This is a genomic window from Aeromonas aquatilis (assembly GCF_054052405.1).
This window is the reverse complement of the sequence record NZ_JBSTYP010000083.1, coordinates 1-16,076: the sequence shown is the minus strand read 5'-3', so window position 1 is coordinate 16,076 and position 16,076 is coordinate 1. Positions and strand designations below refer to the sequence as shown.

Here is a 16,076-nt window from a genome sequence, read left to right as displayed (position 1 = left end):
CGCGGTAATAATAAACGTTTATTATTACCGCGACACTGTGAACAACACACACCCATTAAAGTATGTGTTATGCTAACCAGTATGTGATAACATTGATGTGTATGTGATGCGTGATAAATCAAATCAACCTTGATGTGTATGTGTTATTGCTTATACTAGGTATGTGAAACTGATGGAGGGTTGAGCTATGCCAGTGATGAAAATTGACCTGCACAAGATACGGCAGCAGTTGGTATCTGATGTGCAGCGTATTGAGAAGTCTGATTGGCCGCAGGCCAAGAAAACCACCGCATTCAAGCAGGCGGCAACCAAGGTGCTGAATGCCCTGTACCTGGATAAGCGCCGGTACGGCGGCAAGAAGGTCGAGAACCGCATCAGCCTGGCCACCTTCTCCAGCTATCTGACCCGGCTGCGCAAGAGCCTGGAGGAGCTGAACCTCCATCACCACTTGCTTGAACGAGAGGTTCAGCGGCTGCAAAAGCGGTACCCTCTCCATGCCCCCCTGTTTGAGCCGATGCTGGCTGAGGGGGCTACCGTGGCAGACTTGCGCAAGGCGAAGGGGGCCATCAAGGACGCGCTGAAAGATGAGGCAGCGCTGGCTAGGGGGTTCTCTGCCATCAATTTTTCGGGCGCCTACAAGTCGGCCCTGATCATGCTGGCAAAGGCCCACCCTGCATGGGCTGGCCGGTTGCAGGCCATCAACGAGAACGGCAGGCCAAATCTGGAGCTGGTGGCCGAACTGCGGGCGAGCTTTGATGAGGTTGAGGCAGCGCTGAACGATGTGATCGGCATCAAGATTGACCATGAGGTTGTGGTGAATCTCAAGCTGCCGCCTGGCATGAAAGAGCAGTTCCTGGAGGCAGCAGATAAGCGCCTGGACACCAAGCAGAACAACAACACCCTGATCGATTACCCGACCTATATGCACAAGCTGGGGCTGCTGCTAACGCAGCCGTGGGCCACCTACAAGGAGCATACGGCATGGGATTTCGAGTTGACGGTTTTTGCGCTGTGTGGCGCTACCGGGCGGCGCCCCATCGAAATTATCTCCCTGGGGGAGTTTGAACGGATCGATGAGTACCGGCTGCGGTTCAAGGGCCAGGCCAAGAAGCGGGGCGATGAGCGGGATGATGGCTACATGATTTACAGCCTGTTCCCTGCCGACCTGGTGATCAAGGCGTTCAACGGGCTCAGGATGCTGGACAGAACGAAGGAGCTAAACGCGCTGACCCCGCCCGGCGATATGCGCAGCCAGGAGAAGATGATCAATGACCGGGTGGCCAATGGGCTGAACAAGCTGGCCAGGCGGGTTTTCTATGGGGTAGGCAAGGCCCAGCGGTTATATGACACCCGAGCCATTTACGCCAGGATCTGCCGGGAACGATGGTTTGACCATGATCCGCGCTGGGCCAAGGTCAATGAGGATGCTTTTTACAGCCAGCTGCTGGGCCATGACGACCCGAATGCGCAGCTGCAATACAAGCACATCAAGTTGCAGCGCTTCCACCACAACCGGCCACCGATAGAGGCCATGGAAAGTCGATATGAGCAGCTGTGCAAGCTCGATGATGCCGTGAAGGGGATCAGCCGGGGTGACGCTGCGGCGGTGCTCCATGAGTGGGTGAAAGAGCAGGTGCTGGCGGATCCTTCGGTGGTCATCAACCAGACGGTGATCATCCGTGAGCGCAAGTGCTATGCCCCCATGGTTAAACGGTACCTGGAGATCACCGGTCAGGCCCTGATGATAAAAGAGGGTACCTATGGGATCGACCTGTCATTCCTGGATGAGCCGGTGGCCGTTGCGGAGGTGATGGATATCCTGGATATGGGGCCGGAACAGCTGGCAGAGCGGCAAGCCAAGCGGGATGCTGAGCTGGAGGCGCCGGAGGACGAGCAGGAGCCGGATCCAGAGGGGGATGAGGCAGAACAGGAGCCGGAGCCGGAGCCAGATCCAGATGGTGGTGAGCCTGAGCCGGAGCCGGAGCAGGCCACAGACCAGGGGCATTACCACCAGCCAAAATTCAGATGCAAGGGCCAGGCTGGCAGCTGGTTGGTGACGCTCTGCATCGGCTCGCTGCGGATCCGGTTCAATTCCGATGCCGATGGGTTGCATGAGGCTTGCCAAGATGCCTGGGGCCAGTGGCTGGCAAGCTGGAGCAAGGTGGCGATCTCGGCGCGGCGGGTTGATGGTTGGTGGTCGGTTTCTGCCACCCTGCCGGATGGTACCGTGCTGGCCAATGAGGTGATGGGCAGCAAGGCGGATGCTATCGCCCCGGTTAAGGCGGATGTGGCTAGGGCGTTCGCTCACTATGAGTCACTGGAGGGATAACAGTGACCATCCGATTTGAATACCGGTCTGGCATCCTGGAGGGTGCCAACCCGGACACCGGGATCGAGTATTGTTGGTTTCGGGGTGACCGGCATATCACCGTATCGCGGGACGGCCAGGGAACGGGGGAAATCAGCGTCCCGCACGGCGCAACCGTCACAGAGGTAAAACGGCTAATCCGTCAGCTTGAAAAACCATAGAGATGGTGGATAATTCGTCTGTCTCCTGGGCCAAAGGCACCAGGCTCAAGACCACACAAAGGTGCGCCCAGTGTGGCCGGTAGCAATAGCTACCGCTGTCTATTTAATGCGGGGCATTTTGCCCCGCATTCATTTCTATCACCGCCACATCACACCCCACGGCCAAACAGCTCGCCATGGTTGTCACGGCAGCGTTGAACGTAGTCAGTCACCCAGGCCACAGAGATAGCGCCGGTCAGCAGATCCTGGCAATCAGCCGGAGAGAGCAGCGAAACCACATCAGAGAGGCGGCACCGCACCCGATCCGCTACCCCTCTCAAAATGGTCATCAGCTCATCAGAAAGAGATCCTGTTGGTGATCCAGCGGGATCCACGACTTGATCCTTGCTTATAAGATCATTCGGCAGATCGTGGATCCTACCGTGGGCCCCGATCCCGTTCGACGGCAGACCCAGCCTGATCAGATCAGCCAACGGATAGGAATGGGGGAGCTGGCTGGCCACGCTGACGGCATTCTTGGCTGCGAGCCATGCAGCATGGCCGGTAGTCGCATAGGTGCCCCCATTGCGAAGTGGGAGGCGAATAATTGCGGCTTCTTCTGATCGAATGGTCTGCATGGTCAGGGTTGATTTGCCGACCCCTATCAGAAGGCGTACCGGTGGCTTGTTGGTTGGTGGAATGACGGTCATGATCACCTCTACCACCTTGTTAATGTATTTAGTCGGCCTGGCCACGCTGACGGCGTTCGGTGATGTTCTCCATACCGAGCTGCCAGGTGTTGCATAGACGCCATCCTTGAGCGAATGGAGGCGGCTCTGGGCCGCTTTCTCTGCGCTGATGGTCTGCATGGTAAGGGTTAGCTTGCCGACCCCCATCAGCAGGCGTACAGGGCGCGGAGAGGTTGTGCCGTGGAACTCCTCAAATGATGAGTAACCCCATTCGTTGCGGCCCTGGTAGATATCCATCATCAGCTGCCAGCTGGCTGGGGTGATCCTCCAGACTATGGCCCCGCCTGAGCTGCGGGTCTGTCTGGTCTTTTCCGTTTCAAGATTCAGGTTTTCGCAAACGGCTTTGAACAGCCAGGCCCCCTGTTTGCGATTTTTCAACTGGGGGGCCCATGACGCATAGTGATTCAGGAAATGGCGATTGTGCTCCTGCATGAGCATATCCAGCCCTGCCTGGAGCGCTTCTTGTGTTACCTCGCCGGTACCATCCTTGAGGTTGATGCCGCAGGTAGTGAAATACCCCTGCAACAGCTCCCGAGAGTGATCGATATAACTCCTGGTCGATGGGGGTAATCCCTGTTGGATCTCACCGAGATCCAACAGGGCGGCGCGTTCAGGCGCCATCTGCAACAGCTCAAAGCGTTTACAGTGGCCAAGGCCACCAGAGCGCAGCCAGCGGATCGACTCCTGGTTAACCTCAGATTGCAAACAGCGCTCTATCGACCAGCGTTCCAATGCGGCTTTTTCTTCCAGGCTGATATGGGGCTTCTTGTTCAGTTCTTTGCGCAGCTCATCGCTGGGGGTCTGCTGCTTCATGATCAGCTCTGCATCCTGCTCAGCCAGGCGCTTACCTGCATCTATCTTCATCTGCTTGCCGGTGGCGGCCATCACATTGGCGTTCTCCAGCCCGAGCGGTAACACCCGGTATTTGTCAGCCATCAGTTGCAGTAACAGCACATTGCCAAAATCGTTTCTTGCGCTGTTTTCGGCACATACCTGGCGGATCCTCAGTCTGTCAAAAAGGAGGTCTCCAGACTTGAGCAGGATGCCGCCTTTTTCAGCGTCATACTCTACCTCTAGGCCATCGGCCTGTTTGCCCATGCCGGATATGGTCGCTTTCCAAAACGCCAGTTCATCATCAAGTTTCCAACCGCCCTGGCTACCCAGCCCGAGAATGAACTGGGTGGCGGTACGGTCGCGGCGGATCATCTGCACCGCATCTGATGGGCTAACCACCCCACGGAACAGGCCATAATGCAGCTGGATATGCTTCTTCTCTATCGACACCCCAGACGAGATCGCCGGACTGTAAATAATCCAGTCATATTTTTCGATGTTATCGTCAGGCTTGTCGTTGAAATCACGCACGGCGGCATCGTGAGTCTTGGTATTTTGAGAGATAAACAGACCCTTTTTGTCAGGGTATAACTGGGTAAGGTCATCAGCCAGGCGGCGGCCTTCTTCTGCTGCATCTTCTGCGACCATCACCCGGTAACCCTCGCCAACCTTCTGGATCACATCGCTGTAGACGGCATCCAGTTCACCGTGCAAAACGGTGAGGTGGCTACAGTCGGTGGCCAGCTCGATAACGTGGATCGGTTGTTCATCGCCCCGCATATCGCGTACCTGGCCAGCCCATTCCACCAAGTCATCATTAGCATCCGCATCGACCAACAGCACCTTTTTGGCTTTGGCAGCGGCCTGTTTGAGCCGGTTCATAACCGTGAGCGGGTAGGCCATCACCCCGGATGCAGTGATCGATCTCAGGGTCTGGCTCGCCTCATCCACGGCCAGCAAATCCATGTTTGAGAGAATGCGGTTGAATGCCGGTTTGTTGATGGAGTTGATGCAGCTGCACATCTTTTTCGCATCCATCGCCATGAATGTTTCATGCTCCTGGTAGTGATAGATCTCCATCATCCAGTCAGGGATGTGATTCTCGCTGCCATCCTTTTTTCTTTTGGTCAACGTTTCGTGAGCAGAGCCAACCAGGCTAACCCGGTGAGCGAAATAAGAGCCGGTATGAGCCCGCCACATTTCTGGCTTGATAAGCTGCTGGGTCTTTCCTGACGCCATAGGGGCCCTGACGATGATGAGCCCACTGAGCTGGTCAATGTATGACTGGATAGCAGGGGTAATTACTGTGTCGGGGAATTTTTTGTAAAGAATATGATCGGGGCGGTTTTTGGCGCGGGTGATGTTCGGGCTGAATGAGCGATACAAATGGGCCTTATATTGGCGATAACTCAGGTGGCGAGCCAGCCGATCCCCTACTCTTTGCCAATCAAAATCCATCCAGGGATGCAGGGCCACCACCTCATCAAGGCGTTCGCGGATCTGCTGGACGTTGAGCTTGATCGGGAACAGGTTACCCCCCGCCATGGCCGCCCGCTCTGCTGCCTCTTGCAAGGCCGCCCCCTTGGGGGTGAGCGTCATGGTTCTCAGGGCCCGTTCAAACAGGTCATCGATCTTGTCCATGCGGAAATCGGCGCCGTGCAGCTGTTGCGCCACGGCTTTCAGACCGAGCCGATGCCCCTGGCGCAGATCGTCAAAGTCGCTACCGTCCGGGCGGCTATCGGCTTCATCAAAATTGGGAACCTGACAGCGCAGGGATGGGAACTGCCGCAGCAGGTAATCGCCAACCGACAGCCCGGCATTACCCTTACCCTCTTTTTGGGTCAGGCGGTCATTATCCAGGGCGATGGCCATGCGTTCGCTCAGCCACGGCCAGCGCTGCAAAAACACCTCCACCACCAGTTTTAGCTGGGTGGAGTCCAGGCAGACTATGACGGCGCAGGCGCCGCGCTTGCCAACCAGATGCTCCTGATGGGCCAGATAGCAGCTTGCGCCGGTCGCCCAGCCCTCAACAAAATAGATGGTGTCGGCAGTCACCAGGTCGCCTATCTGGGTGTGAGCTGCCTCAGTGACCTTTTCCAGGCCCCAGGTGAAATCCTTATCGGTCTTTTTACTGCTATTTTTCCGCTCGAACAGGGCATCATAGATGCGCTGCACACCGACCACATCACCAGGATGGCGCAGATCTCGGCGGTGGGCTGAGTAGAGCGGAATAGCCATATAATGGCCGTTTTCGTTGGTACCTTCCCGCAGCTGCGGGCAATGGGGCAAAATGCCCCAAAGCCGCTTTTTGATCAGGTAGGCGGATTCATTCAGCGGGTTCAGGGTGAGGAAATGGCGGATTTCCTCAATCCGGTTTGCCTCCCGGCGCTGCCGTTCTGCCTCAGCCTCTCTTGCCGCCTTGAGTTCGCGCTGGCGAGCCTGCTCAGCCTGCATGGCCAGCTTGTCGCGCTGGCGGTCGCTGAGGTCAGTCAGGCCGCGCTCAGATTCAACCATCATCCACAGCCGTTCCATGCCATCAAACGTATAGCAGGCGGTTTTTTCACCCCGGTTGGCGATAGATATGGTCGGGTAGGTGATGCCGTGTTTTTCTTTGTAGTCGGCATAGACGGCGGCTGTTTTGGCGCCTTTTTTCAGGTATTTGCGGGCATTGAGGCGCAGCTTTGCGCCAGCCTGCCAGGGGAGATCATGCTCTACCTCGCCCCACAGGATGCCATGCGCGGCAGCCCCCTGGGCAATCTCATCACGGAAAAATTGATAGAGGCGGCGACCATCGCCAAAATTGCGGGAAAAATAATCTCTGACTTCATTGAGAGTTACTTTCATTACCAAAATCCTTGTTTGGCAATGAACGTTTTTGCATATTCGACAGTGTTGCGGGTTGCGCCCGGAGCGCTTTTTGCTACAATTCAAATCGAACGCGTGAGACCGTTCATTGCAATATAGAGAAGTACAGCGGCGGATTACCAGCTGGTAACTGGCCCGCCAACTCATTTGAGTCAGCCCGGTCGCCACCGGGCTTTCTTTTTGCCTAAATTCGGCAGCAGATTCAAAAGAGTATTAAAACTAGCGGGCTAGGACGCCTTGATCCTAGCCGCTTTACCAAAATTTTGAAAGTCGGAAATCCAAATTATGGATTTGCGGATTTCACACTGTTCTAACCCGTTTGTTACTTAGCGTCCCGCTTACAACGCCCATCCAGGCGGCATTTCCAGCATCAAACATATCGCTGGATCCGCCGTTGTAGTGTTCGACCACACTCATTGAGCCCATCGGGTTCAGCAGCCGCATCAGCTTAATGTCACCATCCACCATGGCCACAATATCATCACCACGTTCAGGGACGGCGGCCAGGTCAACAATCAACAGATCGCCCATCTGGAATTTGTTGGGGCTGGCGTTAATGACATATTTCAAGTCGCTGCCATAGCTGAAATTAAATACCCGCATTCGTTCGATGCCGCTGGGTTTGGTAGACCCCACGACACCATCAATAGGCGAGCCGCAAAGCGGGTTCGGCCCCCGCCCTGAAACCAGCCAATCCATAGAGCATCCGAACTGTTGGCAAATGGACTGGATAATGTGGGTGCTAACGCCATCAATGCCGGGGGCAATTTCTATCCGGCTGATAGTCGATTGAGCAGCGTCAACCAGCTCAGCAAGCTGGTTCATGGTCAGCCCATTGGCTTTTCGCAATGCTCTGATCCGTTGCCCCATCGTGTCGAGGGAAGCCGTCTCTATGGTTTCCATACAATACCCTTTCTAGTTGTGTCCGTTCGGTACACTTAATATCACTCATAATAATGAGGATCTTGTGATTGATCCAATATTTGCATCTGATTAGACGCATTTAATGGCGTTTTTTGTATTAAATCTGTTGTCCTTTCGCTTGTTCCCGTCCAGAATTTAGCTGCACTTCAATCCATATTTTGTTATTCACTGCAAGGGATGTACCAGTGAAATGAGGGAGCAGGAGATTGCTTTCTGGAGGTTAGAGATCCAGCGGGCATATCAAACAGCGGTCGCACCGACCACCAGGGATTGCAACAATGAGGGCGGGCCATCTGTGCCGGGCTCCAGGGTGCTTATCACCCAGGCCCAGCTGGACGCCAGCCGGATGTTGCGCTTTATACCCAGATTGCCAGTGCAAAACGCAAATTGGTTGCATTTTGCATATGCGACCGAATATCAACAGTCATTCCATGATGTGCTGGCCATGTGGTTGTTCGTTACGGATAGCGAACATATGCAGCTGCATGAATCGACCAAAAAGACCCTTCTCGACCTGTGCTCTGCGGCGCTGACGCACCGCCGCAATGAGTTACAAGGTATCCAGGATGCCGACCAGTTCAGCAGCGCCGCGCTGGCTCGCCGTGTCGGACTTGCCAACCCATCACCCGCCAGCTGGTCAAAAAGTCGCTGGGCGCCACGTTGGCGGCGCCTGCTGGAGCGACTGGACAATATTGACCGCCATTCAATAGAGCAGCTGGTTGAGCTGAGAAAGCTCATTCGTCACTGTCAGGAGATAGTCAACAAATGCCAGCCAAACCGAAACCCTATTTCAAGAATCTGAACCTCTACGCGCTGACCAAGGATGTGGATTGGTCAGAGCTGGCCAAGCAGCTGGAGCAATGTCCGTTCACCCCCTGCGGTGAGCAGGACTATAGCCGGATGGGGTTCTCCCCAGCCCTGAGCGACTTGGCCACCGACCTGATTCACCAGGTCGGGCATCATATTCTGATCCGAGTTAAAAAGGAGGTCAGGCCAGTACCGGCTGACGCCATCAGGCGAGAGGCAGCCAAGAAAAAAGAGGAGCTGATCGCTCAGGGAGAGACGATCACCAAAACCATGAAAGACCGGTTGGAGGAGGAAGCCTTTTTAAAACTGCTGCCCCGCGCCTTTGGCAAACTCTACTCCACCAAGATCTGGATCAACACCAAAGATAAGTTCATTGCCGTGGGGGAGAGCAGCGAGAACAAGGCCGATGAAGCGCTTTGCCTGTTGCGTAAAGCACTGGGTAGCCTGCCAGTTCTCCCCCTGTCACCCCGCCATCACCTGGTCGATGCCATGACCGGCTGGCTCAAGTCCGATCCGGCGCTGCCGGATGGGTTTGGGATTGGCTGTGTAGCCGACCTGCAACAGGGTAACACTGAGGCGGTGCGGATAAAGGACAGCGGATCGGTACAGCTATCCGGTATCACGACCACCGCGCTGGCCGATGGCCATCAGTGCTCCCAGCTTAACCTCAGCTGGCAAGGCAAGATCGGGTTCACCCTGCACCATGATTGCCGCATCACCGGGATCTCGATGCCTGATGAGTATTGCGAGCTGCTGAGCGGCGGTGAGAACCACCTGGCGGATGCAGATACCAACTTTGTACTGGCCACCGGGATCATGACGGAGTTTGTGGCCCAGTTCAGGCAGCTGATCCAGGACGACAACCTTGGGGAGGTGGCAGAGGAGCAGATCACCGCCGACCAGGTTCGCCAGATCCTGATGATGTCAGAGCAGGCCAAGGAGCATGGCCAGGAGCTGACGCGAACCGCCGTGATGGCTGCCACCGGGTTGGGGTTTGTCGGCCTTGAGCGGCTGATATCCGCTGCCAGCCAGGAGCTGGCGAACGGCATCACCTTTGACCAGGCCCCGAGTGAAGTAGACCCCATCTATGCCAAGGCAAAAGCCTTTGTGCTGGAGTCACGGCGGGCCAGCACCTCATCGATCCAGCGAGAGTTCAAGATAGGGTACAACCGGGCGGCCAGGATCATCGAATACATGGAAGCCGAACGGCTGATCTCCCCTCCTGGTCATAACGGGGCGCGTGATGTGCTGGCGCCGGGGGCATCATCATGATCCTGCCGTGCCAAGGATGCGCACACGTTAAGCGATTACCAAACGGGGAGTTCGATTGCGCAAAGTCCCGTTGTGTGGTGCCGGTCAAGAGCAAGCCGACCAAGAAGAAAGCGCCCGAGCAGAAAGAAAAGCCATGGGCAAACCTGGTGCTGACGCCGGAACAAGCCGGATGGAAGAAGCACAAAGGGGATACCGTTCGCTACATAGGGAACAACCCAGAGCTGGCCGGGCAATCATTCCGCCAGCGTAAAAATGATGTGGTGGTGCTGAACGGGATCAAATATCTCTCTCTGGATAAGGTACCCGGTGAGCTGGTACCGATGAGGCATTGCGAATGATCGAGCGCATCATAAAGAACGATACCGAAATGGAACATTTGGTGGTGGCTCACCAGGCGATTGATTATTACCTGGAGAAATATGGCTGCCGTAAATATCACAGCTCCACCACTGTCAGCATCCGTTATCGCAATGTCAGCTATTCCGTTGAGGTGAGGCTGAATAAAGAGAGCATCACCGCCCGTCTGCTGGGCAAGCCATACCGGCCCAAGTTTTTTAATGAGGGACAATATGCAGCAAGAGCGTGAGTTATTGGCCTGGCGAGCCCTGTTCGCTGCCGTCACTGCCCAGCTACCCAAGCCGGATGCCATTGAGCGCATCAAGCAGGTGCTGGCGCAAAATGCCCCACAGCTGGAGGGGCAGATTGCTGATCGGATGTGGTGGGAGTATGTCACCTTGAAAACAGGCGGCGGGCTCACTGTGCATAGCATCCATGAGTATCCGGTACCCACCGGGGTGATGGTAATCAGCTACTGCCGCCAAGGGCTGGGCTGGGCATTCAGCCCCAACGAGTGGACGGGCAGTGATTGGCGCCGCCCTGGGCCGTGGAGTCACTGGGGGCATATGGTGCTGGTACCAACCAATGGGCCGGATGGTCACCCGGTATTATTTGATGAGTGCGAAAAGAACATTGCAACGGCAAAACTTGTTTTCGAGGAAAACGAAAAGATTTTCCAGAAAAAAGTTTTTTATGAAATGGCACTCAAAATCATCGAAATTTATTTTCACCTGGTATCAGAAGAAAAAGATAAAAAGTTTTTACAAGAGCCGGTTTTAGAAAAGTTTTTACAATCGTTCGAGGATGTATTCGGTTTCGGGGTCGATGATAAGGCGCCGCGATATCCAGATAATCCAATCAGCGCACTGACCCAGTTGATGGGGTTGATGGGGAAATAAAAAAGGGCCGCTCAATGAGCGGCCCTTTCATCACCGGCTATCTGCGCAGCAATGGGCTGAACAGCAGCAGCAGCACCCCGAAGATCACCAGGAACGCGCCGAACCCGAGCCCGGACTGGGCGGCCATGGCGCCAACCATCCCTTGCATCATGGCATCATCACCCTCCATGGCCAGCCCATCTATGGCGCTGGCAAAGCGGTGGTACGCCTGGAACAGCATCACCCCCATTGCTACCGCGCATATGGGAGCAAGCCAGTAGATGCTCCCGAGCACCCCAATAAAGGCCACCGCCAGAGCGATAACCATCCATGGCTGGGCACCGGCCAGCGCCACCCAGCCGCTGGCCATCATCCCCATGGGCCCGATAAAGAATGGCATCAGCAGGCTGATGGCTATCCATGCCGCCGCCACCATCCCCACCACCTTGGCATAATGGGGCCGTGCCGCCCGGCTGCCGACTATCGTTTGATCCATCCCTGTGCTCCTTTTATTGTTCTCAAGCGATTCCATTATCAGCATCTGCCTGCTGATTTTCCAGTCAACTGTATCCAGCCGGGTATCTCACTGCCAGTTGTGTATCCAGGGCCATGTATCCGCCGCCGTGTATCCCGAGCCGTGTATCCAGGCCCATGTATCCAGAGCGGTGTATCCTGCCCCGTGTATCCAGCAATGTGTATCCGGGGCCGTGTATCCTGGGGCCGTGTATCCTGGGTGTGTATCCGCTTGCGTTATGGGCGGGGGTAGATAATAATCCTAGTATCGGACTAAATAAGGACGGCACCAGATGAAAACCCCTGAGACCCCCGCCGCCGTGGCGGCCTGGCTGGACACCCTGACGGATAGCCAGGGGCAGCAGCTGAACCGGGATCAAGCCGCCGCCCTGCTGGGTGTCAGCCGCTCGGCCCTGTTCTACCAGGCAAGCGACACCGCCAGCGCCCGCGCCGACAAGATCCGCCCTGGCCTGCTTGCTACTATTGAGGCGCTCGCAACATTGCGCGATGCCAGCCCGGCCCAGTTCGCCGCGCTGGTAGAGCGGCGGATTGCCGGGATCAAGCGGGCCGCCCCAGGTGGCCCAGGCCGCCCGGCAGGGTCTGCCAGGAAAGTGCTATACCCGGCGAACCAGTAGAAAACAGTTTTTGTGATAAGCCCCGCAAAAAGGGGCTTTATTGCGCTTGATTAGTGCGAAAATAGGACTATATTAAAAGCAGATGAGGGGGAGCGCCCCTGCCACCCCAGGCCGCCACCTGGTAACTGATGGAGATCGACACCATGAAAAACACATCAAACTTATTCGCCGCCCTGGTACAAAAACACACCCCGGCAGATTCAAGCCTGACCCTGGCCATGCGTTCGCGTGTTACCTGGAAAGGCACAACCGAAGATCGCACATCCTTGATCTTTGATGGTGTCGGGGTGCGAGTGGTGATCAGGGTGATCTGTCACACCACCCCCAGCGGGCGCCTTGCCCGCCATCACCCGGTATCGGTTGAGGTGATGACCTGCCCAGGGTTTAACCATCAAAGTTGCACCTACTACAGGGGGAAAACCGAACATTCAAATCACGACTTTTATGATCAACCCAGCATGGCCGAGTTAGTAAAGACCACCCGCCAGACCCTGGCGAACATGATCCAGCGCGGCCCAGAGCGCCAGGGGTATACAGACTATATTGCCGCCACAAAAAAAATGTTGTTCGCCGCTTGATTAGTCCAAAAATAGGACTATATTAAAAGGCAAGCGGGGCAAAATGCCCCGCCCCAGGCCGCCACCTGGTAACTGATGGAGATCAACACCATGAAAAAAACACTTGAGACATTTTTCGCCAGCCTGAAAACCGGCCCCATCAAGATCGCTTTTGTTGATGTGTCGCTTGATGGAGATCGCTTTGTGATGGATGCGGGAACTTATGGTTTTCACTCAATTGATGCCGCTGATCCGTTCCGTTGCCTGGTTCACCTGGTCGGCTTTTTGGATAACGTGGGGAAACAAGCGGCGGATAACGCCAAAAATCGCACGGATTGGATCATGCCCCGCCTGGATTGGCGCCACGCTGTTGGGTGTATGAACATCGCCCAGAACGTCAGCTATACACTGGCCGCCCATGCGCAAGGGGCATATTCTCGCCCTGATTTTGTCGCCACCATGCGCCAGCTTGTGAACAGCGCCCCCATTGGCAACTGGCGCCAGCAGCTGGATAAAACAAAGGGCTGGACGGCCCGCCGCCTGGCGGCTTATCAAGCAGACCTCATCAGCCTGGCCTTGTCCAAAATACTGCCAGAGGGGGATCGCGTATGAATGCCCTAGAACTATGGGCGGCGGGCATAGCCGTTTATCAATCCGGGCAGCGTCACGCTGCCCCCCTGCCCGCCTGGTTGGTTGGGGAACTGGTAGCCGCCTCCCGAGCGGGTGAACCGTTCCCCCTGGCGCGGCTTGGTCGGGTGATTTGCGCCGCCAGAAACAAGGCAAACGGCGATCAACCGATGAATATTGAGTTGACCCCCCGAGAGGCGAGAATTGCCAGCGGGATCGCGGCTGCCACCGTGATCGAGAGGATCACAGGAAAAAACAAGAAAACTGATATCGCCGCTTGATTAGTCCGAAAATAGGACTATATTAAAGACAAGCGGGGCAAGTTGCCCACCCCAGGCCGCCACCTGGTAACTGATGGAGATCGAGATCATGAGCGCAACCCTTATTTCAATGGCTGATTTTAACGCCGCCAAACAACAGCAGGCCGCCCAGTTTGTGCGCCGCCCGGTTTCCGTGCTGGTTCACTGGTCAGAGTCTGGCGCATGGGGGGAGGAGGAGCTTTGCACGTTTTCAGATTTTGAGGCCCGCGCCCAGGTGGCGGCTTTGGGGTATGTTGGCGGCGGATATCAAAAAACCAGTGTTACCGTCAATTTTGACGATGGCGACAGCTATCAAGCAAGGTTAGACCTGGCCGCCAGTGATACCCACGGATTCACCGATCATTGTCTTGCCATGCTGGCATTTGCTGAGACAGAAAAGGGCCGCGCCTATTATCAAGCAGATGAATGGCAAAGCCTGCTTGAGTTTGTTCGCGGGATCGATTTCGGCCCCGATGCCGCCGCCAAAGTAGCCGCCACCCGCGCAGCCGGTGAGGCAGCAGAGAAGGCAGAGCAGGATCGGATCGAGGCAGAGAAACAGGCAGCCATGGAGGCCCGCCGCCTAGCCAAGCAGCAGCGCGATCATATGGTCAATGAGTGGCGATCAGGGCTGGACATTCCAGCCGATGCCAAGGGGGTGATCGTGGCTTATCTGGAATCGCTCGATGACAGCAGCGATCCATATTCAGATTATTACAAAACCAAGGATGACCGGGTGATCGTGCTGGCTTGGTCTAAGCATACCCGCGATCTGTTCTCTGAAATGCGCAAGGCCGCCAAGAATCACCCCGACACGGAATTTTTAGCTGACCCAGAACAGAGCACCGAACACCGCGAAAAATACAGCTTTGGTGGCGGGTACTATCTGACCAATAAGGGATATATCTATACCGGTTGGAAAATCCAAAAAATCCGCTTTTGGAGTGATGACAAGGCAAGATCGATCCCTTATGGCGAGATAGCGATCCCTGGCTATCAGGTCGCCGCGCCGGTTGAGGTTGCCCCGGTAGAGGAGCAGGCCGCCCCGGTTGAGGTTGCCCCGGTAGAGGAGCAGGCCGCGCCGGTTGAGATTGCCAAGGTAGAGGAGCAGGCACCGGCCCAGATTAAACCGAAATTCAGCGCCAAGCAGGCAGGGGGGCTCTGGTCGGTCACTATCCAACAGGGGGAGCAGGTCGCCCAGTTTGATGGCATCACCGCCGCCAGTATGCCGGAGGCTTGCCGGATAGCCTGGGCCATGCTGACCCAGCCAACCCCGCCGGACGATGACCCCAGCGGCCAGCCGCTGCCGGTCGAACAGCAGGCCGAGCAGGACAGCCAGCCCACCCAGGGCGAACAGGGGGCCGAGGCCCCCACCCTGACCCGCGCCCAGCTGCTGGGCGACTATAGCGGGCGAGTAGAGGCCAAGCGGGGGCGGTTGCAGGTGCGAGCCATCAAAGCCAATCAGCAAAGTGATCAGCGATGGGGCGCCGCTCATTCAGCGGTAGCCGGGATCGTGTTTGGCCAGCCGATCCTGGTAGGCCATCACAGTGAGAGAAAACACCGCCGCGCCCTGGAGCGGTCTGATCAGGCAATGCGCCAATCCATCGCGCTGGATAACAAAGCCAAGCGACTGGAGAGCCGCGCCGCCAGTGTAGGCCAAGCCGGGATCGCCAGTGATGACCCGACCGCCCTTGAACAGCTGCGGGCCAAGCTGGCAGAACGGGAGCAGATACAGGACAAGTTCAAGCAGGCGAACAAGGCCAAGCGGGGCAGCGTCCCGGCCTGGAGGTTGAGCAACAACAACGCCGAGATCCGCCGCCTGCGCCAGCGTATCGAGGAGATCCAGAGCCTGCACCAGGCCGCCCCCATCGAACGAGAGGGGGACGGCTGGCGGATGTTCGAGGATGACGGGCGGATCACTATCCAGTTTGATGGCAAGCCAGCACCAGAGATCCGCCAGCTGTGCCGGGGGTCTGGGTTCGTCTGGTCGCCCAGTCGCTGCGCCTGGGTGCGCAAGGTGACCGCCCGAGCAGTGAAAGAGGCGGAACGCCTGGCGGATAAGCTGCCCGCATAACACACCATAACGATCTGATCTCCCTCTTTCCCCAGCCGGTGGCACGGCTGGGGCTTTTTGCGTCTGCCCCCATAGAGCCTGACACCATCACGGCCAAGCGCCTGGATTGTGCCAGGGTGCGCCCTGCTGCCCTGCTGCCCTGCTGCCCTGCTGCCCTGCTGCCCTGCTGCCCTGCTGCCCTGCTGCCCTGCTGCCCTGCTG

The 16,076-nt window shown here is 56.6% G+C and carries 13 protein-coding genes and 2 pseudogenes; 12 read left to right on the top strand and 3 right to left on the bottom strand.

The features are described from left to right. Positions 1 to 187: 187 nt before the first annotated feature. Entirely contained in the window at positions 188 to 2,329 is a 2,142-nt protein-coding gene (locus ACW5W8_RS21855; protein ID WP_498630387.1) for a protelomerase family protein, read from the top strand. 349 nt (positions 2,330 to 2,678) lie between these two features. Here the strand turns inward: ACW5W8_RS21855 and ACW5W8_RS21850 are convergent, their stop codons facing one another. After that, positions 2,679 to 6,935, bottom strand: coding sequence for a plasmid replication protein, CyRepA1 family (locus ACW5W8_RS21850; RefSeq protein WP_498630385.1), 4,257 nt, complete (start codon positions 6,933 to 6,935; stop codon positions 2,679 to 2,681). A gap of 321 nt (positions 6,936 to 7,256) precedes the next feature. Continuing rightward, positions 7,257 to 7,859 carry a helix-turn-helix domain-containing protein gene (locus ACW5W8_RS21845; RefSeq protein ID WP_199416769.1) on the bottom strand — a complete coding sequence of 201 codons (603 nt, stop codon included), beginning with the start codon at positions 7,857 to 7,859 and terminating at the stop codon, positions 7,257 to 7,259. A 211-nt stretch (positions 7,860 to 8,070) separates the two neighbouring features. Between ACW5W8_RS21845 and ACW5W8_RS21840 the strand changes: the two genes are divergently transcribed. From ACW5W8_RS21840 to ACW5W8_RS21815, 6 genes and pseudogenes are all read left to right on the top strand, one after another. Then, positions 8,071 to 8,682 carry a bacteriophage antitermination protein Q gene (locus ACW5W8_RS21840; protein ID WP_447995981.1) on the top strand — a complete coding sequence of 204 codons (612 nt, stop codon included), beginning with the start codon at positions 8,071 to 8,073 and terminating at the stop codon, positions 8,680 to 8,682. Beyond that, positions 8,646 to 9,479: pseudogene (locus ACW5W8_RS21835) on the top strand (recombination-associated protein RdgC); the annotation flags it as partial. The gene ACW5W8_RS21840 and the pseudogene ACW5W8_RS21835, both read left to right, overlap by 37 nt. A 279-nt stretch (positions 9,480 to 9,758) precedes the next feature. After that, positions 9,759 to 9,959 (top strand): annotated as a pseudogene (locus tag ACW5W8_RS21830) (DNA translocase FtsK); the annotation flags it as partial. Further along, a complete protein-coding gene (locus tag ACW5W8_RS21825; protein ID WP_199416771.1) occupies positions 9,956 to 10,297 on the top strand; it encodes a hypothetical protein in 342 nt (113 codons plus the stop codon). The pseudogene ACW5W8_RS21830 and the gene ACW5W8_RS21825, both read left to right, overlap by 4 nt. Further along, positions 10,294 to 10,545: a DUF4060 family protein gene (locus ACW5W8_RS21820; protein WP_199416772.1), complete on the top strand. Its 252-nt coding sequence runs from the start codon at positions 10,294 to 10,296 to the stop codon at positions 10,543 to 10,545. The genes ACW5W8_RS21825 and ACW5W8_RS21820 overlap by 4 nt, the downstream gene beginning before the upstream one ends. Further along, the gene (locus tag ACW5W8_RS21815) at positions 10,529 to 11,194 is read left to right on the top strand and encodes a hypothetical protein (protein WP_199416773.1); all 666 of its coding nucleotides are present in this window, start codon (positions 10,529 to 10,531) and stop codon (positions 11,192 to 11,194) included. The genes ACW5W8_RS21820 and ACW5W8_RS21815 overlap by 17 nt, the downstream gene beginning before the upstream one ends. A 37-nt stretch (positions 11,195 to 11,231) precedes the next feature. Here the strand turns inward: ACW5W8_RS21815 and ACW5W8_RS21810 are convergent, their stop codons facing one another. Then, complete coding sequence (locus ACW5W8_RS21810; RefSeq protein ID WP_498630381.1) at positions 11,232 to 11,669, bottom strand: hypothetical protein; 438 nt, start codon at positions 11,667 to 11,669, stop codon at positions 11,232 to 11,234. 310 nt (positions 11,670 to 11,979) lie between these two features. On the opposite strand from ACW5W8_RS21810, the gene ACW5W8_RS21805 reads away from it, so the two are divergent. The 5 genes from ACW5W8_RS21805 to ACW5W8_RS21785 all read left to right on the top strand — a co-directional run bounded on the left by ACW5W8_RS21805 (position 11,980) and on the right by ACW5W8_RS21785 (position 15,875). Beyond that, a complete protein-coding gene (locus ACW5W8_RS21805) occupies positions 11,980 to 12,321 on the top strand; it encodes a hypothetical protein (RefSeq protein WP_199416775.1) in 342 nt (113 codons plus the stop codon). 128 nt (positions 12,322 to 12,449) lie between these two features. Next, entirely contained in the window at positions 12,450 to 12,899 is a 450-nt protein-coding gene (locus ACW5W8_RS21800; protein WP_199416776.1) for a hypothetical protein, read from the top strand. Between the two features lie 75 nt (positions 12,900 to 12,974). Further along, entirely contained in the window at positions 12,975 to 13,490 is a 516-nt protein-coding gene (locus ACW5W8_RS21795; RefSeq protein WP_199416777.1) for a hypothetical protein, read from the top strand. Beyond that, positions 13,487 to 13,786, top strand: coding sequence for a hypothetical protein (locus tag ACW5W8_RS21790; protein WP_199416778.1), 300 nt, complete (start codon positions 13,487 to 13,489; stop codon positions 13,784 to 13,786). The genes ACW5W8_RS21795 and ACW5W8_RS21790 overlap by 4 nt, the downstream gene beginning before the upstream one ends. Before the next feature lie 88 nt (positions 13,787 to 13,874). After that, the gene (locus ACW5W8_RS21785) at positions 13,875 to 15,875 is read left to right on the top strand and encodes a DUF3560 domain-containing protein (protein ID WP_498630378.1); all 2,001 of its coding nucleotides are present in this window, start codon (positions 13,875 to 13,877) and stop codon (positions 15,873 to 15,875) included. The last annotated feature ends 201 nt before the right edge of the window (positions 15,876 to 16,076 follow it).